Annotated in this window: 16 protein-coding genes; 3 read left to right on the forward strand and 13 right to left on the reverse strand. The window is 37.2% G+C overall.

The annotated features are described in order from the left end of the window. Positions 1-27: 27 nt before the first annotated feature. The 3 genes from ACFE0M_RS06540 to ACFE0M_RS06550 all read right to left on the reverse strand — a co-directional run bounded on the left by ACFE0M_RS06540 (position 28) and on the right by ACFE0M_RS06550 (position 1,555). On the reverse strand, positions 28-447 hold the full coding sequence (locus tag ACFE0M_RS06540; protein ID WP_434544946.1) for a hypothetical protein: 420 nt from the start codon (positions 445-447) through the stop codon (positions 28-30). Between the two features lie 111 nt (positions 448-558). Continuing rightward, the gene (locus ACFE0M_RS06545; protein ID WP_434544947.1) at positions 559-930 is read right to left on the reverse strand and encodes a hypothetical protein; all 372 of its coding nucleotides are present in this window, start codon (positions 928-930) and stop codon (positions 559-561) included. Positions 931-1,006: 76 nt separating this feature from the next. Further along, the gene (locus ACFE0M_RS06550) at positions 1,007-1,555 is read right to left on the reverse strand and encodes an REP-associated tyrosine transposase (protein ID WP_434544948.1); all 549 of its coding nucleotides are present in this window, start codon (positions 1,553-1,555) and stop codon (positions 1,007-1,009) included. A 497-nt stretch (positions 1,556-2,052) separates the two neighbouring features. Here ACFE0M_RS06550 and ACFE0M_RS06555 point away from each other — a divergent pair, with 497 nt between their 5' ends. The 3 genes from ACFE0M_RS06555 to ACFE0M_RS06565 all read left to right on the forward strand — a co-directional run bounded on the left by ACFE0M_RS06555 (position 2,053) and on the right by ACFE0M_RS06565 (position 3,301). Further along, positions 2,053-2,403 (forward strand): helix-turn-helix domain-containing protein, encoded by a 351-nt coding sequence (locus ACFE0M_RS06555; protein ID WP_434544949.1) that lies wholly within the window; start codon positions 2,053-2,055, stop codon positions 2,401-2,403. 10 nt (positions 2,404-2,413) lie between these two features. Further along, positions 2,414-2,695: a hypothetical protein gene (locus ACFE0M_RS06560; protein ID WP_434544950.1), complete on the forward strand. Its 282-nt coding sequence runs from the start codon at positions 2,414-2,416 to the stop codon at positions 2,693-2,695. Positions 2,696-2,782: 87 nt separating this feature from the next. Then, positions 2,783-3,301: a hypothetical protein gene (locus ACFE0M_RS06565; RefSeq protein ID WP_434544951.1), complete on the forward strand. Its 519-nt coding sequence runs from the start codon at positions 2,783-2,785 to the stop codon at positions 3,299-3,301. A gap of 88 nt (positions 3,302-3,389) precedes the next feature. Here ACFE0M_RS06565 and ACFE0M_RS06570 read toward each other — a convergent pair whose 3' ends face one another. The 10 genes from ACFE0M_RS06570 to ACFE0M_RS06615 form a co-directional block, all read right to left on the reverse strand. Then, a complete protein-coding gene (locus ACFE0M_RS06570) occupies positions 3,390-3,857 on the reverse strand; it encodes an Imm26 family immunity protein (protein ID WP_434544952.1) in 468 nt (155 codons plus the stop codon). Between the two features lies 1 nt (position 3,858). Continuing rightward, positions 3,859-4,737 carry an RHS repeat-associated core domain-containing protein gene (locus ACFE0M_RS06575; protein ID WP_434544953.1) on the reverse strand — a complete coding sequence of 293 codons (879 nt, stop codon included), beginning with the start codon at positions 4,735-4,737 and terminating at the stop codon, positions 3,859-3,861. 31 nt (positions 4,738-4,768) lie between these two features. After that, positions 4,769-5,398, reverse strand: coding sequence for a hypothetical protein (locus ACFE0M_RS06580; RefSeq protein ID WP_434544954.1), 630 nt, complete (start codon positions 5,396-5,398; stop codon positions 4,769-4,771). Then, positions 5,395-10,854 carry a DUF6443 domain-containing protein gene (locus ACFE0M_RS06585; protein ID WP_434544955.1) on the reverse strand — a complete coding sequence of 1,820 codons (5,460 nt, stop codon included), beginning with the start codon at positions 10,852-10,854 and terminating at the stop codon, positions 5,395-5,397. Before ACFE0M_RS06585 ends, ACFE0M_RS06580 begins: the two co-directional genes overlap by 4 nt. Before the next feature lie 108 nt (positions 10,855-10,962). Continuing rightward, complete coding sequence (locus ACFE0M_RS06590; protein ID WP_434544956.1) at positions 10,963-12,792, reverse strand: hypothetical protein; 1,830 nt, start codon at positions 12,790-12,792, stop codon at positions 10,963-10,965. Continuing rightward, the gene (locus ACFE0M_RS06595) at positions 12,792-16,340 is read right to left on the reverse strand and encodes an RHS repeat domain-containing protein (RefSeq protein WP_434544957.1); all 3,549 of its coding nucleotides are present in this window, start codon (positions 16,338-16,340) and stop codon (positions 12,792-12,794) included. Before ACFE0M_RS06595 ends, ACFE0M_RS06590 begins: the two co-directional genes overlap by 1 nt. A gap of 1 nt (position 16,341) precedes the next feature. Continuing rightward, a complete protein-coding gene (locus ACFE0M_RS06600; protein WP_434544958.1) occupies positions 16,342-17,526 on the reverse strand; it encodes a hypothetical protein in 1,185 nt (394 codons plus the stop codon). A 448-nt stretch (positions 17,527-17,974) separates the two neighbouring features. Then, positions 17,975-19,231 carry a metallophosphoesterase gene (locus tag ACFE0M_RS06605; RefSeq protein ID WP_434544959.1) on the reverse strand — a complete coding sequence of 419 codons (1,257 nt, stop codon included), beginning with the start codon at positions 19,229-19,231 and terminating at the stop codon, positions 17,975-17,977. 80 nt (positions 19,232-19,311) lie between these two features. Then, entirely contained in the window at positions 19,312-22,716 is a 3,405-nt protein-coding gene (locus ACFE0M_RS06610; protein ID WP_434544960.1) for an efflux RND transporter permease subunit, read from the reverse strand. A gap of 18 nt (positions 22,717-22,734) precedes the next feature. Continuing rightward, positions 22,735-23,871 carry an efflux RND transporter periplasmic adaptor subunit gene (locus tag ACFE0M_RS06615; RefSeq protein WP_434544961.1) on the reverse strand — a complete coding sequence of 379 codons (1,137 nt, stop codon included), beginning with the start codon at positions 23,869-23,871 and terminating at the stop codon, positions 22,735-22,737. Positions 23,872-23,877: the final 6 nt, after the last annotated feature.

Raw genomic sequence — 23,877 nt, forward strand, 5'->3', positions numbered from 1 at the left:
TACAAACGAGGACGAAAGGAGGAGGTATCACAAAGAAATGACTTGGATAATCAATTTTCCTTGTGTCTGATTAATTAAAATCGTTTTCTCATTATTATTTTTTTGGACTACTTTAAAAAGACCTTTATCTGATAGGCTGTAATTTTCATAAATAAAACCTCCTAATAAATTTTCTATAGGTAATTTCTCATACCCTTTTTCTTTGGCCTCATTCGTTAAATTGGCAAGTGCCTTGTCATCTAGTTTGAGTATCAACTCTACATAATAATCACCACTGATAGGATAATCATCTTCCTGAAAATGTATCAATTCAACATTCCGAGGCACTGATAAATCACATGTAGCTTTTAAAAACTGCATATATCGTGGTAATGAAAAGTGTGTTAGGTAAAAGTATAAACTAACTATGACTACTACTATGAGGATAATCCATATAATTTTTTTCATCCTTTTTTATTCCATAATCTATTGTACAAGATTTTACACTGTTAATTTGGCCAATTACTTTCTTTCACCAAATTCAAGTTAGCCAGATGATTAAGAATAAGCCAACGAAGCTTAATTGAAATAAAGGACAATGAAATGATATTTTTCACCTTTTCTTTTTATCAAAATTGAATCTGATTTTTCATTTTTAAATATTGAGTCATTTACTTTTACAAAATCAGGAAAGATAACTTCATCTAAAGAAAAATTTCTAGCATTTGGGATTTCAATTTTAGTTCCATCATAAGTATCAATAAAAGTTAATCCTTGGTAACTTGAAAATTTTTCCACTTTTATTTTTAATGTGTCTTCTTTTCCTAACCTTTTATAATCTGATTTGTAGTTTTGCACAAAGAAAGTGAGCAATACAGTTCCTCCGATTAATCCGATTATGATGGTATAGGCTAATTTTTTAATTTCTTTAGTATTATGAAAATCAATCATTTACCTGTCTTATAATTGTTGTATTTCCTGTCTCTCTAGTCCTCGTTTGTAACGAGGATTCCTAATCTATGAGTTTTTAACTCAAAAAGCTAATCTGTACTAAGCCTGTCCTTCCAGAATAGTCTCTTGCTGAACTATATACATATTCTTCTGCATGATCTACAATTAAAGCTTTCACTGGATTCTGATGAATATATTCAACTCTCCCCTCTATCATTTTGCTTGTTAATTCTATAGCATGATTATCGTCTTTCCAAAACTTGTACTTCTTGATTCTTTGTAATTTTGAGCCCGCAAACTTAAACTGTTGCAGCATCCATTCTCTTCTGCTTTCCGCTTCGGATTCTATCATCTTTAGGATCCGCTTGGCAGTGAATTTCTTGAAATCTCTAATAATATCAGATAATCGAAATCCTTCAGTAGCAGATACTATTAAATGGATGTGATTACTCATTAAACACCAAGCATAAACTTTTAATCCTTTCTGTTGAATACAGTAATTCAATGAATTTACTACTTCAATTTTATAAGTTTTTCTGGTAAATACATCTATCCAATTTACCACTGTGAATGTTACAAAATACAAAGCATTTTGATCGGCTATTTTATATCGGTCGCCAGACATAGTTTTGGTTGATTAACTGCACTTTAGTTTCTCCTACAAAGAAATGGTTTTTTTGAAAATTAGCAACTGAGTTTAGATAAATGATGACTTGTAAGCATTGAAAATGCTTGGTTTAAGCATCCTCGTTGCAAGACGAGCTGGGGGCTCTGAATTTAAGGAAAGGTCTCAAGAAATAAGCTCTTTTGTGGTTTTAGCATTACAAATGCTTGATTTTAGTCATCCTCGTTGCAAACGAGGACGAGGTGGGGATCGTGATCTGCAGCATTCCGCTTTCGAAGGTCAGGTGGTCGGGGTTGGTGGTGTCTAATTTTGCTTTAGTAGTACTCATTTGACAACTTTTTTTCGTAATAGCATATTTGTTATCAAACTTAGCATATAAGTTCTATTATGCCAAAACTTTTATGTTAATATTTTACACCGATCAAACATAAACACTCTCTTTTAATTGATTTATACATACATATAAGCTAATTTTATCCTTAATTATAGTCTATCATATGGGATTTGCAGAGAACTTAAAAAAGTACAGAACCGCTAAAGGGATTTCACAGGATGAACTCTCCAAAAAAATTGGGAACCATGCCGTGCAGTTCTCTCGTTATGAGAGGGGGCTTTCCACTCCTTCTATTGATGTGGTACAGAAAATTTCGGAGGTGTTAGATATTTCCATCGATGAGCTGGTATTTGGCGATAAAGACCAGAAGCTCGAACAGACTATCAAGGACGGGGAGCTGATCGGCTTGTTCCAAAAAGTTGAACTGCTCACCGACAAGCAAAGGGACACCGTTAAGGAACTCCTCAACGCTTTTATATTTCAAAAAGACCTGCAACAAAAATTAACACAGTAAACCAAATATTATGAGCATAATAACCGTAAATGGATCTATCCAAGTAAAAGACAGTAATAACAGCACACACACTATTCAGGGAAGTGATTTTGATTTAGACCATGTATCGACTGACAATGATAGACCAATGGGGCCTGGGTTAATATATGAGGCTACTATTGAAAATGAGGACATTGAGGTTACTCTTATGGTGTCAGAATACCCTGCTGGTGGTTACGAGACCCACGATGTAACTGTACATGAAGGAACCCTTGTTAGCAACAACTTAAAAGTATCTGTTCAAAGCGAGTAACTTTATTTTTAAAGTTACTAAAGTGATTTATCTGGCTATCTTCAAAATCAAAAAGTAATCTTATAAACCTCATTAATTCTTATTGTTATGATGCATGATTTATCCCAATCAATTCTTAATCATATTGTTGATTACCTGTACATAGGTTTTGCATATCCTATACTTTGGATTTCTCAGCTATACATGACTACAGCTACCTTTATATTCTTAAAGCTACCCTTGATATTACTTGGTATATTTTTAACTATAGTTCTTACCCAGACTAAAAGCCCTTTTTACTGGAAAAAAATCAAGAAAAACCCGTTCAAAGCCATCGAAACTGCATCTGAACACCCCGTATTTAAGTTCTTTGGCAAGCTTTACACCAATTCAATTGCCTTGATGTTTCTCCTTCTTGCCATGTTACAAGGAATGTGGCTTTTAAATTCTGGGCAGCACGAACACATAAGAACTGCGATTCTAGAGCAACCAGACCTAGTATTTAAAGCATTTTCAACTTTCTTGATCCTTTCGCTCATTGCTGTAAGCCTAAAGGTTTATTTCTATGTTATACTAGGCTTTTGTAAATCCTTCGGGGATTTTAAGCTTAAAATGACATTTCAATAAAAACCCCAAGCCCCTTTAAAAGCTTGGGGTTTTAATGTTTTGGATATGGACACAAGCGGAACGCTTGAAACAGCCCTGTTTTCCCAATTTATTCGAATACTGCCCTATCCTCTTCAACTAATCTATTCTTCCTTCCTTTAAAGTGATCTAACAACCTTTCCTCAACCTCTTCTGCTTCCCATACAGAAGCACGTTCAAGACCTTTACAATCTCCTTTTTCTGCTTGTTTTGATTCACCTGTATTCGGATTATACAACTCAAATTTATCTGGATTTAACTGATCCTGAATAAACTGGAGTGGCTGTTGTTTCAATGTATCTCTTATAGGTAATTTACCAACTTTAAGCCAAAGCCCTTCTGTAATGACATCATTATAAACGCTTAATATAAATAGAATAGGAACGTCATTTAATTTTTCAATATTATCAATAGGCGATGAGGATTTAATATCAAAAAATGCGTAGCCTGCATTTGGTAATATTTGGGCATAACAATAAAAATTACTCTCAATTTTTATTTCTACTATATCTCCTATCGTTATCTTTTGTTTTTTCATATTAATTCCCGAATTCATCTTTTGCAGCTTCTCGATACTGTTTCCCTTTAGAGTTTTTAGGGCTTATACCATTTATTTTATTACCTGAAGTGCCCCCTTGAGATTTTGCTCCTCCATTTTTTTCTATAAGTTGTTGCTCCCTGCCTCTAATAGCAGACTTATTTGTTGACGATTTATCAAGTTTAGCTCTTCCAAACCCTTCATTTTTCATATGATGAGATTTATCCCTATTAGCAACGTTTTCTCTTGGTGTTTTTGTTCCACTAGTACGTCCAGTATAAACTTCACCTGTTTTTGAATTCGTTTTAGTGTAGGTTTGATATGTCTTGGAAGAACTTCCTTTACCTTTCTTAGGTATAATTAGTGACACTGCTGCATCCACATAATCCAAAGATGTAATTTCCCCTCCATCTACCTGTTCGCCATTAACAACAGTAGCTGCTTCATCAATCGGAGTAAAGAAGAACAAAGCCTCAATAAGTGCGTCTGACGCTGCTTCATAATCATCAGGATTACCTCCTTTATTGAAAATAGCTCCCTCTGGTGTATCTTGCCTAATATTATCGCTAGCTGGCACGATCGTTCCCGTGGCAGGGTCTCTATATGCTTTTTCCATCCCTTCTAATTCAACATGTGCGACTACTTGATTCTCACTAAAAGCATATGGCGAGTTGTAGTAATAATCCTCTGCCAGAGGGTCAACATTAAAGAACCTTCCTAGTTCTGGTTGGTGGTTTCTCCATTTGAACTGCACCCAGCCTGTTTCCTCGTCATACTCCTGATCTTGGAAAGTGTTCATTTTGTTCTTCTTGGAAAACTCCCTTTTGTACGAGTTAAAGGTTAGGCCAAAGGGATAGTAATCATCCGCCTGCAAGACCATATTTTAGCTCTTTCATACTTAAAATCCAAATTCACCAAATATCAGCCCAAAATATAACAACATTAGTTTTTTCATTGATAGCTATCCCCTTAGAATAACCGTGCTCCCAACCCTTTGGCGTATAAAGCCCATTAGGGAGTTTTGTGGAATCCATATGTATACCTGATTTTGCATCTAAAAGGAATAGTTTATATCCATCTAATTGTGTTGGATTTTTGGTCGTTTCAGACCAATCACTTAAATAAAAATTAGGTACAGGATACTTATTATCATGGCATGGTCTATAATTATAATTTATTTTCTTCGGCATTCTTTTAGTCTTCACAATTTTATACCAATTAGTTTTAGTTAAATGTTTGTCTATGACTAAAAGACATGAATCATCGGTTCTATATTTTGCAATTGCTACTTCATTAAGACTATCCTTTAGTTTATTTAATCTGGTCTCATCTATATAGAACTTTAGCCAAACATGAGGATGTGAATTTCTTACATTTGGACTCACTACATCTTGTGAATATTCAATTGGAACTTTTTTTGGAAAATGTGAAATAAAATCTCTATCGAAATATTCAATCTCCTTATTAAATACCAATTCTTTTTCTCCAAATGAGCATGATTGAAAAAAAACAACTAAAAGCAATAGTTTAATTATATTCATTTCTTCTTATTTATTAACCGTAACATCCATGGTACAATTTGACCTTGGTACAACTCAAGACCTGCTCTCTTAAAATCTGGTACTTCCTTACTAAATATATTTTTTCCTTTTCCATAAATATCATGATGTGGAATAACCTGATTATAATAAGATCTCTCCATTCTTATCATAAAACTCCTGTAGCTTTTAGTTAAAGGTTTTGTTTGTCCAAAATCTTCTGGTTTTGCATATGTTACTTTACTACTTAAAATCTCCTTATTTCCTCCTTTATCCTTGCTCCAGCCAGAAGCATCCTGTTCATATAAAGTGTAATCTAGTTCTGTAACTTCTTGATCTAATGCTTTTTGATATCCGTGCTCATTCATAAAGCTCTCACTAAATTCTTCTGTCATCATGGTTAAACCACCTAAATTTTCACTAATCTTATTATCATCAGTATCAAACATATCATCATCTCCAAAATTCTCCCAACTGTCTGAACCTGCATCTCCTCCTAGATTATAAATAAACTGAGCAATTCCTTCTCCAAATTCTTCTCTTAGATTATTGTAATCAAATTCAGACTGTCCTTTAATATTAATCATTACCCCATTAAGATTACTGGTAAACCAGTCTTCACCCGTTGGATCAACATTGATAACAGGATTATTCCCGGTCCAACTGTATGGTGACCAAGGATAATAATTCTCCAAATGTGGATCCATCTGAAAGGTTCTCCCCAAAGTGGCATCGTACATCCTTGCATGGAAGTCATAAATCCCGACCCCCATTTCAGGAACTTCTTCCTTTCCTTGGTATTTGTAATTATTTGCCTTTGAGAAGCTTCTTTGGTAGCTGTTAAAAGTTAAACCGCCAGGATAGTAATCATCCGCCTGCAAGACCGCATTGTAATGATGGTCAACCCTAAAATCATCCCAGAAGACTTCAACGGCTTGATGGCTTTCGTTGCTCAAGAATACCATCAAGTAGCCGTCCTCTTCTATTTGTATTTCCTCAAAACTAAGTTTTTGGTGAGTGCCACTGCCATCTCCTGGGTCTGCCGCACTCTCTGATAATCTTTCAAAACCTGAATTCACATAATTGAAATTCTTGTCCAGCATGATGTAGTTCAAATAGGCTTTCGGGCTTTCTTCCTCGCTCCCGTCTGCCATGGCAGCTGAAATAAAATCTGAATTCAGGTTATTTTCTATTATTGTCCCTTCACCGGTTAGCGTTCCACCACCCAACATGGTAACCAAAGCATTCACCAATGCTGCCCCGTTAATTTCATCGTTGGTAAACTGGGCATCCAAATATTTACCATATACTTCTGCACTGACTTTATCGCCCTTGCTTACGTAAAGGCTTTTCATCAGCCCCACTATGTCAGTACCCCCGCCCGTTAACCTATGGGCGTAATTCCCGCTTCTTTTTAAGGGATTACTTAAAATGTCAATGGAATCATAATTATTAAAATAAGGATTGTAATGTTTGAGTAAACCATCTACCATGACCTTTTCAAAATCGGCCGCATAGTCAACATCTCTTACGGCAAAAGTACTCCTAACATTGCCCAAATGATCCTTTAAGTGGTACTGGTACTCGTTCTTGTCCACACCGTCCACGGTTTTAGGCACTACCCTACCCTCTGCAGTCTGTATAAACTGCAAGGTATCATTTTCTAGAATTAGGGAGCCGATATAGTCTGTTGCTTTCCGCAATGTGTCGTTTTTATATACTTCTTGGCGTAGTTTCACACCAGATGCATCATAAATATAGACAATTTTATTCCCGTTTTCAAAGCTAACTTCCTCTGGTAAGTTCAAATTATTATAACTGATACTGGTGATAGCCTTATTGGCATCTAAAATCATATTGCCATTGTCATCATAGGCATAATCATTACCGGTTTTATTACCGTCAATAAATCCCGCACTGTCCGTCACTGCATCGCTCACAAAATTCAATTGGTTCCCTGTACCATCATAATCATAGGTCAGATCGTCCATTAAATTAGCTGTTGCATCCTTTCTTTGCAACTGCTTGATATTCCCGTTTCGGTCATATTCGTTTATGCGTAGTTGATATTTTTGGCCTGGGTTCTGAGAGGCGTTTTCATAAAAATCGGCCTCGGTAATTCTGTTCAATCCATCGTATCCGTATCCGTAGGAATTTTGTTGCAGTACGTTTTCTGCCTCAAGATCGTTTCTTTTGCCTCCCCATTTCACGGCCGCTATGTTGCCGTTAAGTTGAGGGTCTGCCGATGTCCCCAAACTGTCCGTATAGCCCAGTTCCATGCCGAACAAATCAGTTTTCTCATTGACATTATCGGCCCTCAGATCAGCATTATTGATGCGTGTGAGCCAACCACGGATGTTGTAGCGATAGTCCACGCTTTGGGCAAAATTATCCCCGTCCTCGTGCAAGTTTTTATTTACTAGCTCACCTAGTTCGTTGTATTGATTGGAGAGCAATAGTTGTTTTCCGCTTGTTGAAAAATAAACATCAGTGATTCGATCTCCCACATTATAAGAGGTTACATCCCCATAGAAAGCAACGTCCTCGTGCTCCAAAGGCCTGCTCCTCAGTACTTCTCCGTTTTTAATATAGTGGATTTCATCTTTTGTTTTAGCCACTTGAAGAACGTCCCCTATTTGGTAACTGCCCAAGCCGCCTTTATTGCTTCCGTTTTCGTAAACAACCAAGCTCCCATTGGCCGCGACATACAGGCAATATTCCATGTCTGTATAACCTGTACCTGCAGCATCATCATTCAACCCAAAAAGCATTCTTGAAAACATTTCGGGTCGATGCTCAATAAAACCTACTTGATCACTACCGATGGCTTTTGCCGTATGGGCACTGGTATTATGATAGCCCGCACTACCATTATGTGTCAGATCAAAATTTTCATCAATGGAATACCCGGTTACATTTTGCCACTTAACAGTTTCGCTTAAAGAGTGATATTGTTCTAAAAGACGATCTGCATGATCATAAGTAAAAGATTCTGATATTTTAATTTTTTTATCATGTAATTGATAAGTCATATCTGTCTTCAACAGATTCCCCACAAAATCATAAACGTTTGAACTGCTAATTAAATTGTCACCATTTTGCTCGCTAACATTTTTAATTAACCGATTTCTTTCATCATAATAATTAACTGAAGCCAGCATTTCGTTAGTACCCAATACGCGCGTCAGGCTTCCCGTGACCTGTCCTTTTACAAAGTCGGTCTGCTCATAAGCATTCTCCGTTCCCGAGACCGAATAATCATATTCGGCACCGTTTAGTGAAATTTCGCTTCTAAAATCATAATTATCGTAATACGTGACGGTATGGATTTCATCCAAATCAAGGTTTTTGGGTAGTGAGTTGGAGGTATAGCCGTATTTACTACCTTCCAAGGTCTCGTAGGCATCATAGTTTTGAAGCCAATCGTTACCATTTAATAAATCTCTCAAATTAGGGATGGAATTATTGATTTCCTTTTCCCCGGTCATGATCGGCCTATTTAGGGCATCGTATTTGGTAAAGCTAAACAAGTTTGATTTTGCCTGTTCTCCGTCCTGGGTCAGCACTAGCCTTTCTCGGTCATCATAAATCATCACAACAGGTTCCGCACCTGGTACTTTTTTCCACTCCATACGATCCCTGTTGTCATATTGGTACTGAAAAACAAACTGATCCAATAAATCGGAGGGGAACTGCCCGCTTGTAACCGTAAGACGGTGAGCAGCCTCAGGAGGGATAACAAAACGAAGGTTATCATAAAAATCATAAACATAATAGGTGTCAAAGTTTTCCCCGTTTGCAATATTTCTTTTCAGAATGGTCTTGTCAAAAGCATCAGTAAAAGTTACGGATTGGTTGCTGTTTTCATCTGTAACAATTGTTTTTTGAAAAAGCCCGTTACCATATTCACCATCTACTTGCAATGCATTTCCATCTACTTCAAAACGGATGACCTGATCACTATCCGAATTAATTTCGTATGCGGTAGTGACCGGGTTGGCCCCGTCTTCCTTGCCCCAATCTTCCCCGGGGGCATATTGTGCCACGGGGCGGTTCAAGGGAGAATTTTCATAGACCGTTTCGGCATAGGGCACGCTGGTATTGGCAACCTCATCGGAACTGCCCCCGGCATAGAAAGAATATTGGCTGGATTGCACATACTCATCCCCCGATCCTCTTAAGGCTGCATGATCAACCAAGCCATCATTTTTTTGTGGGACATAAGGCAAAAATTCCTTGCTCGGCCTGCCCAGTTCATCATATTCAATAGGTGCCACCAAATCCATTTTATTTGGGGAAGCCTGCGTCATGACGGTTTGGAACTTTCTGCCCAGTCCGTCAAAATATACAATCTGCTCATTAACCTCGCCTATTTCCCGCATTCCCTGCCTCTCTGAAGCCTTCACCTTATAATTTATGGTCTGCACAAAGTTCTCGTTTTGTAAGGAGGCATTATTGATGATGTTTTTAGGGCTGACCATCATGCTATTGTTATTGTCAGCCGTAATATTCACTTTATATTCACCTACGCTCCCCGCCTCATATATATTTGAAGTAGCACCAGAAATCGCTTGGTCATTCCTGTACCATTGATAGGATGCAAACCCGGCAGGCACTGAAAGGGTACGGCTCTCGCCCCAAACAATTTCATTGTTTCCGTTAACCGTAATGTCAGGATTATCTTCCACTATTATGGTCTTGGAATCAGTTCCTGGGCAGCCTTCAGTATTAATGTAATTATAAAATACCGTATAGCTTCCAGTACCACTTTGGGACAAGTCGAAATAATCATTGTTCACATAACTGCCACTATAGTTTCCCCCTTGCGGTGATTCTCCCGTCCCACTTAAATTGACAGAGTTTTCGAATTCGTAATAGGTTAAAGTTGATCCCGCATCGACATTGGGCTCAGGGTTTATCACCGCATTGATGGCCACTCTTGAGCTTTCACAGCCTGTCAATGTACTGTAAGAACTGATATAATAAGTCTGGTCGGCAGATAAATCGGGCGCATATTCCAGCGTTTGGGTAAAATGACTACCTCCAGAAGAATTGTTGTACCATCTAATGGTATTGCCGCCACTCCCGACCGAAGGATTTAAATTTATAACACCTGGGCCACATCTTCCATAAGAGCTGGTGGTCGGTGTTGAAACTTGGTTGAACACATTTACCGTCACCACATTTGAATATTTGTATTGGCCACATGAATAAACCCTGCGTCTGAACTCAGTATCATCATTTAAATTACCTGGGCTAAGTGAGGTACTAGTTTCCCCGCTGATATTGGCCCAACTGCCACCTGGACTCCTTCTCTGCCACTGATAAGTGTAACTCCCATTTCCTCCCGAAGCCGAGGACGAATTTCCTAAGGTCCCTGCAGAAGTGTTGTAACAAATGGATTTACTCCCATTAATAGAACCTGCAGAAAGATCAGGTCGGACTGTGACCCTTATCACATTACTATATTTTGTTTGCCCGCAAGAATAAACCCTTCTTCTAAAATCAGTTGTTTCGTTTAAACTTGATGGATTATAAGTAGTGGCTGTTTCACCGCTGATATTGGATCAACTACCGCTAGGACTTTTACTTTGCCACTGATAACTATAGCCTCCCAAGCCGTTTGAAGCCGAACTGCTACTTCCTAAAGCATCAGGGTTCTCTCCATAGCAGATGGTTTGCGAATTAGTGATACTTCCAGGGGCTAAAGCGGATTTAACAGTTATCCTAACCGTATTGGAATATTGGGTCTGCCCACAGGAAACCACCATTCTCCTATAATCTCTGGTTGCTGTAAGGCTAGTTGGATTATAGGTGGAAGAGGTTGCACCACTAATATTTGACCAACTGCCACTTGGGCTCTTAATTTGCCATTGATAATTATAACCCCCTAATCCATTTGAGGGAGAATTACTATTACCTAAAGTTGATGGATTACCTCCATAACATACAGTTTGTGCTCCATTTATACTACCAGAGTTCAAAGGAGGTTTTACTGTCACCCTTATGGTATTGGAATATTTGGTCTGACCACAAGAAATTACCCTTCTTCTATAGTCTCTAGTGGCCGTTAGGCTCGGGGGATTGTAAGTGGTTGAAGTGGCACCGCTAATATTGCTGAAGTTACTACCCCCATCAGTGCTGATCTGCCATTGATAGGAATAACCCCCCAGACCATTTAAGGCCGAGCTGCTGTTGCCAAGAGTCGATGGATTTCCCCCGTAACAAACCGTTTGGGCATTATTAATGCTTCCCGGGGATAACTGTGGCAAAACCGTTACCCTGATGGTATTGGTGTATTTTGTTTGTCCACAAGATATTACCCTTCTTCTATAATCTCTGGTGGCAGTAAGTGTAGGCGGATTATAAGTAGTGGACGTAGCTCCGCTGATATTTGACCAGCTTCCACTCGGGCTTTTGATTTGCCATTGGTAGGTATATCCCCCTAGGCCATTAGAAGCGGAACTACTGTTCCCCAAAGTGGAAGGATTCCCACCATAACAAACTGTTTGGGCATTGTTAATTCCTCCCGGCGATAATGGCGACTTAACAGTTACTCTTATAGTATTGGTATATTTCGTTTGACCACAGGAAATCACCCTTCTCCTATAATCATGCGTGGTCGTCAGAGTAGGCGGATTGTAACTGGTAGAATTGGCACCGCTAATATTTTGCCAATTACTGCCTGCCGGTCTTTTCTCCCATTGATAACTATAGCCCCCTATGCCATTTGATGCAGAACTGCTGCTGCCGAGCGTTGAAGGATTGCCGTTATAACAGATGGTCTGTGCGTTAGTAATGCCTCCTGGATTAAGGGCGGGCTTTACAGAAACACTCACGACATTAGAATATTGTGTACCACAAGAGTTGGAAATTTTAAACCTGAAATCCGTATCAGTTGTTAAATTGGGAACTGTTATTGAGGTACCAGGTGCGGAAATATCCTGCCAAAAGCTTCCTGTTCTTTTCTGAAAATTGCCACTGCCATTGGGCCCTAACCTTTGAAGACCAACTGAAATGGAGGCACTTTGTCCATAGCAAATGGTGGAATTAGAGTTGAGGTTTACAATACCTGGATATGGTTTATTTAAGTAAATAGTTTCAGTTTCACTAGAAGATAAACTGCGACCTTCAATATAAATGACCTTCAACTCGTCCGCAGTTTCTGTAGAGGGTATTGTAACATTTACAGAAAGGCCACTTCCAATGTTGCTATTATTTAAAGACCATGTATAACTTCCCATTCCAATTCCTCCAGTGCCGCCACTTGCGCCTGACACTGAATAAACATAGGTATTACCTTGGCAAACTTGTTGAGGGCCACTGATTGTCAATTGACCAACAGCCACAACGCTAAATAGCAAAATAAAAAATAAGGTGAATAAAGCTCTCATCATTAATTTTGGTTATAGTCTTTATAATTATATAGTATCTTCGACAACATATTTTGATCATCATCCTTTGTGCGGATTAACCGTCCCAAATCATCATATTCATAATATGTAGTATTGCCGTTGCTATCTGTCTGGCTGGATATGCCTTTTCCATCTTCGATAGTGAAGTAAGTAATCTCTGCTTCGGCCGGATAAATGACAAGATCATCCAACTGTACGCTACTAGGTATGTTTACTTGGATTGTTTTTAATGAACTTAATTCAATAGTAGTTTGGTAATAATCCCATTTATCACCATTTATAGCAATAGGAATAGTGGTTGGGGCAAATTCGATCGACACATCAGAACTAGAATTTTGATCTTTTGCCTTGAAACCTAAAATGTAATTTCCGATTGGAACGTCTTCAATGGAAACGGAAGTTGACCCGTTCATGGATTTTTTGCCTGTTGCACCTAAAGAATAATTTCCATCATTTTCAAAATTGAAAACCTTAAAAAACTCATTTTCACCTGTGGTAATGAGCTGTGCTTCAGGATATATCCCACCGGCATCCCATTGAAATAGTTTTTTTGTGTTGCCCTGTTGTTTGAAATGCTGTTTGACTATATTTCCACTTCCGTTAAAATTTGCAAAATATGTATTATAAATTGATCCAAATATTTCAGATAAACTATCCGACAAATTAGCAGCTCCAGCGAAATTGACTGAATTGTTCGTTCTATCCCATGCAAAAGATGATTGCAATTGATTATTTGAATAATAAAACTTTTTATATGACTTTTTGTAGGGTAATTTTTGGTCTATTGGGTCTTCAATCAAACTTTGATCACCATATCTAAAAGAAGCCATTGAAGTCAATCGCCCACTATAATTAGAGTCCCATGTATAGAATTTTTCTTCAATAGTATTGTTTTCCTTTATATTTACTACCCGCCTAGGTTTTACAATTTCCTCATCATATTCATAATATGTTTTGGTGATGATTTCTCTATTAAGGGTATCTCGTTGGATAGAAACAGTACTATCCATAAAGCTGTATCTCGGTAAATATTTTGTAGTAGCATAAATAATTGGTTGTTGCCTGTAACAGAATGTACGCTTTTTACGAAAGGTATTTACTATATATAAAAAGTCTTCATATTCGCGAGAGGAATAATAATGATGCTTTTCATACAATGAAACGCCATTATTATTTACAATATGCTCATCTGTCAGCTTGCCATTTAAGTGACCTAAATACTCGGGATCAATATAAGGATGATTAATTGGGTTAAACGGACGATCTGCTATAAACTGTTTTGAGGTTTTGCCCATAGGTAATTCTTCTGGAGTGCTTAAATTTGGAATCCCAGAAGTCCCTATTCCACCTTCCACAATTATATCCACATTAGTATAGCCAACATGGCTTCCCATAAAAGTTAGATTATTGCTACTATAGGCATTTAGATTTATATATCTTTCAATTAATGCCTCATCCTGATAACATAGTAATAAACCTGGATTATCAGGGTCATCTCTGAGCTCACCTGGAACATATTCAGATAGGTATCCGCCAAAATACGGCTCAATAAATAGAACACCACTACTTTTTTCTGAATCTTGCCTATCAGTATATTTAAAGGTCTTAATCAATTTAGGGTCGCTAGCAATTTCATCATATGATTCGATATTGGCAACTCTCAATCCGCCTACTATCTTATTTTGAGGATTAGGCAATTCATATTCCAAACTGATAAAAATTTCATTTATATCCCCTTCCCCATCATTAACAGCATATAATTTGTAGTCCCCGGCCACTAACTTCACTCTATTGGAAAATTGAAATGAAGATCCTGCATTCTGAGGAGAATATTTCAAATAATTTCCATTGTTATCCTTTTTATATATATCGGAAAAAGCGTTCATCCCTATTCCATCTTGCGATTCCAGACTGCTTCTTATTGTTGCACTTACCTCAGAAGGAATACTAAAGAAAACTTCATCTGTTTCTGGGTTTGAAAAGGTGCCTTGAGTTGCCCGAGCTTCTTGGAAGAAAGTTTCCTTATAATTTGGGTCAAACACTTGATTTAATTCATATTCAAATAAGTGATAGCCACCTGTCGGGTATGTTATTTTCTGAAGAGTACCGAGCCTGGTATAAAAAAGATTTGGTTTCCTATCTGCTAAACCCATATAAAAATGATATAAATCAGTTTTATACTCAGGAATTAAAGTGTTAGAATCATTATTATTGAAATACCCCCAAAAATCTTGCTCTTTAGAATCAGAAGGTGGTAGATTTGCCCCATCATAATATTCAAATTTATAAGGTGGCTTTTTTAAATTACCATTTTCTTCTCTGATTGAATCTAACCTTAACTTAGTGTCTATCCCAAAATACGATTGAAAAAATCTAAAGTCCTTTACATTAGTACCATTTTTAAAAATGGAAATCTTATCTAGCTTTTGCTTGTTTGTTTTATCCAATCTATATTCCGTGTTGTAATGAAATAAAACACTATCCTTTTTTGAACTTACAATTGACTTCAATCTATAACCATTAGTGGTTGTTGTATTTGTAGTTAAGCTTGATTGATTCGAACCATTGACCCACACTTTTAATTTCTTGCCTTCCGTATAATATTTAATGTCAACAAAATTAATATTCTCATAATTAAACTTGATAAATTCCGAGCCGATACTCATTTCAGTTAAATACCATGCGCTTTGATAATCGGTATCTGTAATATCTCCGGCACTGCCATTCCCATTTACAAAAGTTGCAGACTGAGAAGATGTAGTTATATTCTCCGCTTTTTCAAATTTATATGTAATCCCTTTCTCGTCAGTAATTTCCCAATAATAGGCTTCCCCTGGCATATCAATTGGGTAAGATGCCGTTTTGAATGGATATTCTTTAAAATTTAAAGTATTATACTGTAATTGAACTATTTGTCTTGTTGGTGTATAGTAAAATTTTCCTGAATGCGCACCGAAATTGAAATAATACATATCCGCGTGAGTATCGATATATCCATCAGCTAAAGAATCTGCATAAGAAGCAGTTTCATATTTGAATGATGTTGAAGGTTGATTTGGCCCATCATTTAATAAATTGCTCAATTTTGCATTATCAACATTTCCGGCCTCGTTAAATATAAAATTTGCCATATCTGAAAAATATCCGTGATTCTGACCTATATTATAGCTATAGTTAGCACCTTGTTCATCAGGGTGTTGTCTGGCGGTACGCCCAATCAACCCTGTGGCATTTAATGTCCATCCAGCACCAATAGCGCTGGCTTCTTCTTCCACCTTTAATCCACCTGCATCGTAACTTAAGGAAACGGGCCATTGCAAATTATTCGTTGAAATATTGGTTATAGGGATTGAGACATTAGGTTTCCCGACATATTCATTCAAATCAATATCAATATTTTTTATGAATTCCGAGGCTTCAGGACTTGGTGGCAAAATATCGATCATTTGCGGTTCAGCTATCTCTTGTTGTGCTTTTAAGTTATTGGTAGCAATAAAAAAACTGAGCAATAGTAATATTATATTTCTCATATTAGAATATTAGGTTTACCCTGACGGTCCATCTGCTTTCGCTTACATCCATTCCATCAGGTTTGATTATGTTGTACAAAATTTGAGTCTGTCCTTTGATATTTTTATAAAGTTTATATTGCATAGCCAGCCCAAGCCAACCTCTTTGCTTTTGCGCCTCTAATTTATGCCAAGGCCCTTCACTAGATTTACTTCGTTGTTTATAAGGCAGTTCATGCTCGAGGTGTAAAAAGAAATTCCTATAGAAATTAATTTGATTAAAAATCCTGTGAGAAAACTCTTGTTTAGGTTCAAATACAAAAGTACTGTCTTGGTCAAATACTTTAAACTGGTAGCTTATCCCTACTCCGCCCGTCCATTTTTCATGAAATCTATAACCTACTGTTGGGGCAAATTGTAATGATAGTCCGTTACGAAACTGAGAACTAAAGTTTAAACTTAACTGCCAAGGTTTAGTCGGTTTTTTACTGATTTCCTCTAAAACTGGCCCATTGGGGTTCATCAAATTTACTTTGCTGTACTTGCCTTTAAAGTCCTTCATTTTATCCATGCCTTTTTGTACTGCCTCTACATTGTCACTTAAGGCTTTGGCTATGTTTTTAGACGATTTGATTTTGGATTTGTCCCATTTTATGTCCTTGACCTGTGAACGAGCCTTATTGGCTTCTCCTTGCATTTTGTCGAGCTCCTTCAGTTCAGCTATGTTGTTTTTTGCCAGTGTTCCTGCCTTTTCTTCAATGGATTCAATGTTAAAAGAATCTATCTCTTGCTTTAAATTTAAGCCCGGTTCAAACTCGGATTTTAAGCTTGAAATTTTGCCCTTATAATCTTTAAAAGCTTCATTTTCGAGCTTATTCAAATCCAATATTTCATAAATATTGACTTTTGGTACATCAATATTTTTATCATTGATTGGAGTTTCAAAATTCTCTGCTAAAATTTTTGAATCTATTTTAGGTCTCTTGGGTAATACCTTCTCTAAATTTATTCGGGATGTTAAAGAATCGGTAATTTTATTATGCCTAGCAATACTTTCTTCCTCAATAGCATAAATCGAATCAATTTTATGATCAAATTCTGATTTTATGATCTGTATATCAGACACTTGATTACTTTCAAAAATTAAGGAATCAATGCCTAGTGAAACATTAGAGAGACTATCCTTAGTACTTGAATATACTTCCAAGGAATCAATCCCTGTTTGGCTGAGTGAAACTTTAGGGAATAATAGTAAAGAAAGGCTAAATGCGACAAGCCAAATTAACTTTAAAATATGTACAGGTTTTGGTATCAAAACAATTAAAATATTACATTACTGCACAAGGATAAAGTAGTGAATTTAAAAAACAAAGAAAATTATCTTATTTTTTATCCACTCGTAGAGGATATATTTAAATACTGCTAAATTTATTTGAATAATTATATATAATATTCGAAAGAATTGAGATACTTAATTGGCTTAAACCTACTTTATCAGTTTGGTATGTGAAATGAATATTGAGCAAGCAATCATAATTTATAAAATTCTCTAACTCTTATTGGTTTATCTCTATAATAAATAGCTTACAATAAAGAATTAATTAGCCATACTGAAATATGGAGAAATGTGCTAAAAAATTATGACTAAGACTTATCTAACTTTTCCTCAACTCCAAAATAGTAATTTCAGGCGGGATCCCTATTCTTCCCGGATAGCCGATATATCCATATCCTCTATTGACATACAAACTTTGATGGCCTTCTTGATAAAGTCCTGCCCATTGTTTGTAAACATATTGTGAGGGGCTCCATTTGAAACCGGAAATCTCTACACCAAACTGAAAACCGTGGGTGTGCCCGGCTAGCATCAAATCTATATCTTGATAGTCTTTTCTAATTTGAGCATCCCAATGACTGGGGTCGTGAGAAAGTAATATTTTAGCCGGCAGGTCTTCAACACCTGCATAAGCCTTGGCTATATCGCCATATTTCGCGAATCTCCCAGCTCCCCAGTTTTCTACCCCGAGTACTGCCAAAGGCTCATTATCTACCTTCAAAATTCTGTTTTCATTGGTCAGCAAATCCCATCCCATGATCCCATGGGCTTCTTTTAAATCTTGCAGATTACGGGCTTTGGCTTTCTCACTGCTCCAGTTTTTATAATCACCATAATCATGATTTCCTAAAGTAGAATAAACTCCTAAATCTGCTTTCAACTTAGAAAAAATGGGGATGTACTTTTCTACTTCATTCGCTTCATTATTTACCAAATCTCCTGTAAAGAAAATGAGATCTGGCTTTTCTGCCAATAACATATCTACTCCCCCTTCTACTGCCACTTTATTCCAAAAACTACCACTATGAATATCGGAAAGTTGCGCCACTTTTACGCCATGCCATGCTTTAGGTAGATTAGGAATTACAATGGATTTCCTTCTGATGCGATAATCATGCGCTCCTGAAATAATACCAAAACTCATGGCGGCCAATGGTAAACTTCCAGCTACCAGTGCGGACTTTGCAAAAAACTCCGACCTGCTTATTTTCTCTCCTTCTATTCCACTTTTTGAATTATTCAGAAGGTCTGTAATCTTATAAAAACTCCATTGCCCTAATCGGATCACATCTCCAATAAGCAAAACCAATAGCGCAATGGTTTTAGAAATGTAATTCATAAAAACAATCACTAGCATAAACTGTCTTGCTACTCTTGAAAATAAATCGGGATTCGTGAAATGATAAAGGAAAAAGCCTAAAAGCGTAATTGCCGTAAATCCCCAATAAATGCCAAAAGCAATGTTTTTCCCTAAGGGCGAGAAATTTTGAACAGCAATTTTCAATGCCTGAAAGACATAAAGATCAATCAGGATGAAAATAACTGCAACCAGCGGTATGAGGATTAGTTTGGACATGTGGTGGAGTTGGAAAGTCGGAAGTTAGAAGTATGAAGTTGGGAGCGGAAACTTCGAGCTTCCTACTCCCAACTTCTAACTCATCTTCCTATCCCAAATTGAGCATTTAATTGATTTGCAATAAGATACATTACAGGTACGATAACCAGCGTTAAAAAGGTTGCGAAAGTCAAACCAAAAATGATGGTCCAACAAATCGGTTCCCAGAACATTACGGAGTCTCCCCCTAAATAAAAATCAGGATTATAGCTGGTAAACAATTGAATAAAATCAAAATTAAAGCCTATCGCCAAGGGAATTAACCCTAAAATAGTAGTGATAGCCGTCAGCAACACAGGTCTCAAACGCGTTTTTCCGGCCAACATCACGGCTTCTTTTACCATGTCATAAGTCAATTTCTCCCCTTCTTCTAAATTCAACTTCTTATTGGCTTTACTGATTTCAATGAAGTCAATTAAAACGATAGCATTGTTCACCACAATACCCGCTAATGATATAATTCCAATCATGGTCATCACAATAACAAAATCCATTTGGAAAACTACCAGTCCCAGAAATACACCAATCGTACTGAAAATTACAGAACTCATGATGATAAATGGGGCCGTTAACCTGTTGAATTGCGCCACGATAATCAAGAATATTAAAAATACAGCCAACAATAAAGCAATACTTAAAAATTCCAATTCCTCGGCTTGTTCTTCTTGCTCACCTGTAAATTTCACTTCATAACCGGCAGGCACTTCAAAATCTTTCATGGCCGCCTTTAATTGATTATTCACATTAGTGGCATTGTAGCCGTCCAAAATATTGGAGTAAACCGTCACTACCCTATCCAATTCTTTACGATTGATCGAACCGTAAGTACTAGTATAAGATACATCAGCTACAGCACTGATGGGTACTTGATTCACTTTCCCGGAAGATTGATCTCTATAAGTGATTTTCTTATTGATCAAAGCATCCACATCATAGCGGTATTCATCATTATAGCGCAATTGGATCTCATAATCATCTTCACCCTCCTTGTATTTGGAAATTTCCTTACCGAAAAGACCCGTTCTGATCTCATTAGCTATAGTGGCCGTACTTAATCCAAATCTCCTTGCACTTTCTCTATCGATATTGACTGTCAATTCGGGTTTACCCACTTCCAGATCATTCTTCAAATCCTCAATTCCACCAATACTTTGATTATTGATAAATACGGTCAAATCCTCGGTAATTTGAATCAGTTTAGCATAGTCTTCCCCGCTGATTTCAATATTTAATGGCTTACCGGTAGGAGGACCTGCTTGGTCTTTATCCACGGTAATAGAAACCCCTGCATATTTATCAGATACAGCTTCACGAATTTCATTCATCACTTTTGTGGTGGATACACCATCCCGATATTTGAATTCCACGAAATTAACGGTTATTCTTCCTTTATTCGGGGTATCGGATTGCCCCATGGCAGTAGGGTCGCTAGGGTCACTAGCTCCTCTCCCAACATTGGCCACTACCGATTCCACTATATCAGAATAGGGCACGATAACATCCTTTACTTCTTTTTCAATTTTTTTGGAAAATTGATTGGTATATTCCACATCAGTGCCTACTGGAAATTCAACAAAAACATTCACATATTTTGGCTCATTTTCAGGGAAAAACAATACATTGGGAGTAAAAGCCCTCAATAACATTACCGAGCCAATTAATGCTACCACCGTTCCTCCAAGAAAGAAATAAGGATTATATCCTCGCACTGCAAAACCCAAGGTTCGTGAATATAATCTTTCTACAGCAGGCAAAAGTCCCTTTTGGAATCTCCGTGAAAGCGGTGTTAGAACGTAAGTATTCAACAATCCAAGCGCACCAAATAAAATGGCAAGATTACCAACAGCATATACCTTCAATAAAATGAATCCTGCACCTATTGCAAATGAAATCAAGGCAATTCTCCAGATCTTCTTATAATCAAGCTTTCCTCCCTCATCTAATCTCATGAAAGAAGCAATGAATACTGGATTGATTACCAAAGCCACAAACAAAGATGAGCCCAAAGTAATGATTAAGGTAATCGGCAAATATTTCATAAACTCACCAATCAACCCTGGCCAAAAGGCCAATGGCAAGAATGCAGCCAAAGTAGTAGCTGTTGATGAAATGATCGGCATAGCCACTTCCCCTACCCCTATTTTGGTGGCTTTTATTGGAGAATAGCCTTCTTCCATCAAACGATAAACGTTCTCCACTACCACAATACCATTATCCACTAACATCCCCAATGCCATGATAAGTGAGAAAAGCACAATCATATTTATGGTAATGCCCAAAGCTCCTAATATCATGAAAGCCATAAACATTGACATTGGAATGGCAATTCCCACAAAAAGTGCGTTTCGAGTTCCCAAAAAGAATAAAAGCACCAATACAACCAAGATTACCCCTGAAATAATGTTATTCTCCAAGCTGCTCACCTGGTCTCTGGTTTGTTGCGATTGGTCGTTGGTAATGGTCACCACCAAGTCATCAGGAAAAACCTCTTCTTTGGCCTTATCCACGACTTCATAAATTTTCTCTGTCAGAATCAAAAGGTTTTCACCGCTTCTTTTCACGGCATCCACCATCACCACTGCTTCATTATTTAAACGTGCATAACTTTGTTTTTCCTTATAATCGAATTCGATCTCCGCTATATCTTTAAGGTAAACAATATCAGCATTTTCATTTTTGATGATGAGATTTTCCAAATCCTTAGGATCATCATATTCGCCTGAAATTGAAACAGTCCTTCTGATTTTCCCCATTTTAATATTACCACCCGACATGGTCATATTTTCTTGCTGAACGGCCGTTTCAATATCATTAAAGCTGACTTTTCGGGCCTCCATTTTTAATGGATCCACCATTATACGAACCTCTTTTTCATCCACTCCCCTAATTTCCGCTTTGGACATTTCAGGGAATTTTTCCATCTCTTCCTCTAGATATTCCGCATAAGAATTCAAGGTCTCCACACTATAATTCCCCGAAAGGTTAATATTCATAATCGGGAATTCGGCTACGTTAAGTTCAAAAACATTAGGATCATCCTGCAAATCAGATGGTAATTCAGATTTGGCTTGATCAACCGCATCTTTTACTTCTTGTAAAGCCTCATCAACATCCGTTTCAGTGGTAAATTCAATGATAATAGTTGAAAAATCCTGTACCGAGGTGGATTTGATATTGTCCACAGAGGAAATTGTATTGATTTCCTTTTCCAATGGACGGGTGATCAATTTCTCCATATCCGCAGGAGAATTTCCAGGATGCGGTGTTCCCACATAAATCGTGGGCTGTGAAATTTCCGGGAAGTTTTCTTTTGGTAAGTTGATATAGGAAAACACTCCTAAAACCACTATTAATAAAGCCAAAACATAAACTGTTGTCCTGTTATTGACCGATAAAGTAGTTAGCCCAAATTCTTTTTCTACTTTCTTTTTATTTTGATCGCTCATAAATATCTTATTTCGAAATTATTTTGCCAAACGAACCGCTATTCCATTCACTGCCTCACGATATCCCTCAGAGATAATGACATCACCAGAATTGATACCCTTCAAGATTTCCGTATAACCATTATAGGTTTTGCCTCTTTCTACCCTTCTTTTATCCGCTTTCTTCTGATTTTTATCAGATTTTACTACATATACAAAATTCCCGATATTATCTTGTTGCACAACATCTGAAGGAACTACTATGGCATTTTCATTTTCATAATCAACCAAAGTCAAGCGGGCAAATTGGTTGGGCTTAAGTTGATCAACAAAGTCATTCACTTTTACTTCCAACTGGAAAGTTCTGTTAGCAGGATTGATTACATAACTTACTGAACTTACAATGGTGGAAAATGACTTTTTAATAGAAGGCAAATAAACTTCTACAGAATCGCCTTGATTAAAATCATTGATGTAATCCTCTGAAACTGCTGCCTGCAAGTACATTTCCTCTTGGCTTACCATATTTAAAATAGGCATACCTGGCTGTACCAATTCTCCTGTATTGACACTTACATCATTAATCCTACCATTGAAAGGAGCTCTAATGTATGCCATGTCCAATTGAGATTGAGCCGTGGCCAACTGTCTTTCAAGTGTTTCTTTTCTGTTTTTAGCTTCCAAATATTGAACCTCAGTTCCTATTTTCTGTTCCCAAAGGTTTTTTTGCTTCTCAAAAATTGTAGTAGCCAATTCCAAAGCAGTTTTTAACTCCTTAATGCTATTTTCGGTTGTGGGAGCATCCAATTTCACCAGAAGTTGATTTCTTTTTACCATATCCCCCGGACTTACATTAATTTGAGTCACTCGTCCCATAGTTTCTGCCCCCATGGTAATATTCTTGCGAGATGCCACTTCTCCCTGGACTTGAATTTTATGTTTGAAGTCCATTGGCTCTATGGTTTCCGATTTAATTAAAACAGATTGATCAGTAACTTTGGCAAATTCTGGATCCAGTTCTGCTATTTTATCTTTTAATTCAGCCGCTTCAATGGTTTTGGATTGAATATCCTTTTCTATTTTTTCCAGTTCCGCTTTCAACTTTTCAGATTCAGAACCACCGTTACATGCTCCCATTAAAACTGCTAACGCAATTATTAAAATTGAATTTTTCATTATTAT

It is taken from the genome of Marivirga sp. (genome assembly GCF_051117495.1).
Classification (GTDB): domain Bacteria; phylum Bacteroidota; class Bacteroidia; order Cytophagales; family Cyclobacteriaceae; genus Marivirga.

Excerpts from the sequence above, each read along its gene's own strand:
- ACFE0M_RS06605 (WP_434544959.1), bottom strand. The coding sequence starts at position 19,231 with ATGTCCAAACTAATCCTCATACCGCTGGTTGCAGTTATTTTCATCCTG.
- ACFE0M_RS06570 (WP_434544952.1), bottom strand. The coding sequence starts at position 3,857 with ATGAAAAAACAAAAGATAACGATAGGAGATATAGTAGAAATAAAAATT.
- ACFE0M_RS06595 (WP_434544957.1), bottom strand. The coding sequence starts at position 16,340 with ATGAGAAATATAATATTACTATTGCTCAGTTTTTTTATTGCTACCAAT.
- ACFE0M_RS06555 (WP_434544949.1), top strand. The coding sequence starts at position 2,053 with ATGGGATTTGCAGAGAACTTAAAAAAGTACAGAACCGCTAAAGGGATT.
- ACFE0M_RS06590 (WP_434544956.1), bottom strand. The coding sequence starts at position 12,792 with ATGATGAGAGCTTTATTCACCTTATTTTTTATTTTGCTATTTAGCGTT.
- ACFE0M_RS06550 (WP_434544948.1), bottom strand. The coding sequence starts at position 1,555 with ATGTCTGGCGACCGATATAAAATAGCCGATCAAAATGCTTTGTATTTT.
- ACFE0M_RS06580 (WP_434544954.1), bottom strand. The coding sequence starts at position 5,398 with ATGAATATAATTAAACTATTGCTTTTAGTTGTTTTTTTTCAATCATGC.
- ACFE0M_RS06560 (WP_434544950.1), top strand. The coding sequence starts at position 2,414 with ATGAGCATAATAACCGTAAATGGATCTATCCAAGTAAAAGACAGTAAT.
- ACFE0M_RS06545 (WP_434544947.1), bottom strand. The coding sequence starts at position 930 with ATGATTGATTTTCATAATACTAAAGAAATTAAAAAATTAGCCTATACC.
- ACFE0M_RS06540 (WP_434544946.1), bottom strand. The coding sequence starts at position 447 with ATGAAAAAAATTATATGGATTATCCTCATAGTAGTAGTCATAGTTAGT.
- ACFE0M_RS06565 (WP_434544951.1), top strand. The coding sequence starts at position 2,783 with ATGATGCATGATTTATCCCAATCAATTCTTAATCATATTGTTGATTAC.
- ACFE0M_RS06575 (WP_434544953.1), bottom strand. The coding sequence starts at position 4,737 with ATGGTCTTGCAGGCGGATGATTACTATCCCTTTGGCCTAACCTTTAAC.
- ACFE0M_RS06615 (WP_434544961.1), bottom strand. The coding sequence starts at position 23,871 with ATGAAAAATTCAATTTTAATAATTGCGTTAGCAGTTTTAATGGGAGCA.
- ACFE0M_RS06610 (WP_434544960.1), bottom strand. The coding sequence starts at position 22,716 with ATGAGCGATCAAAATAAAAAGAAAGTAGAAAAAGAATTTGGGCTAACT.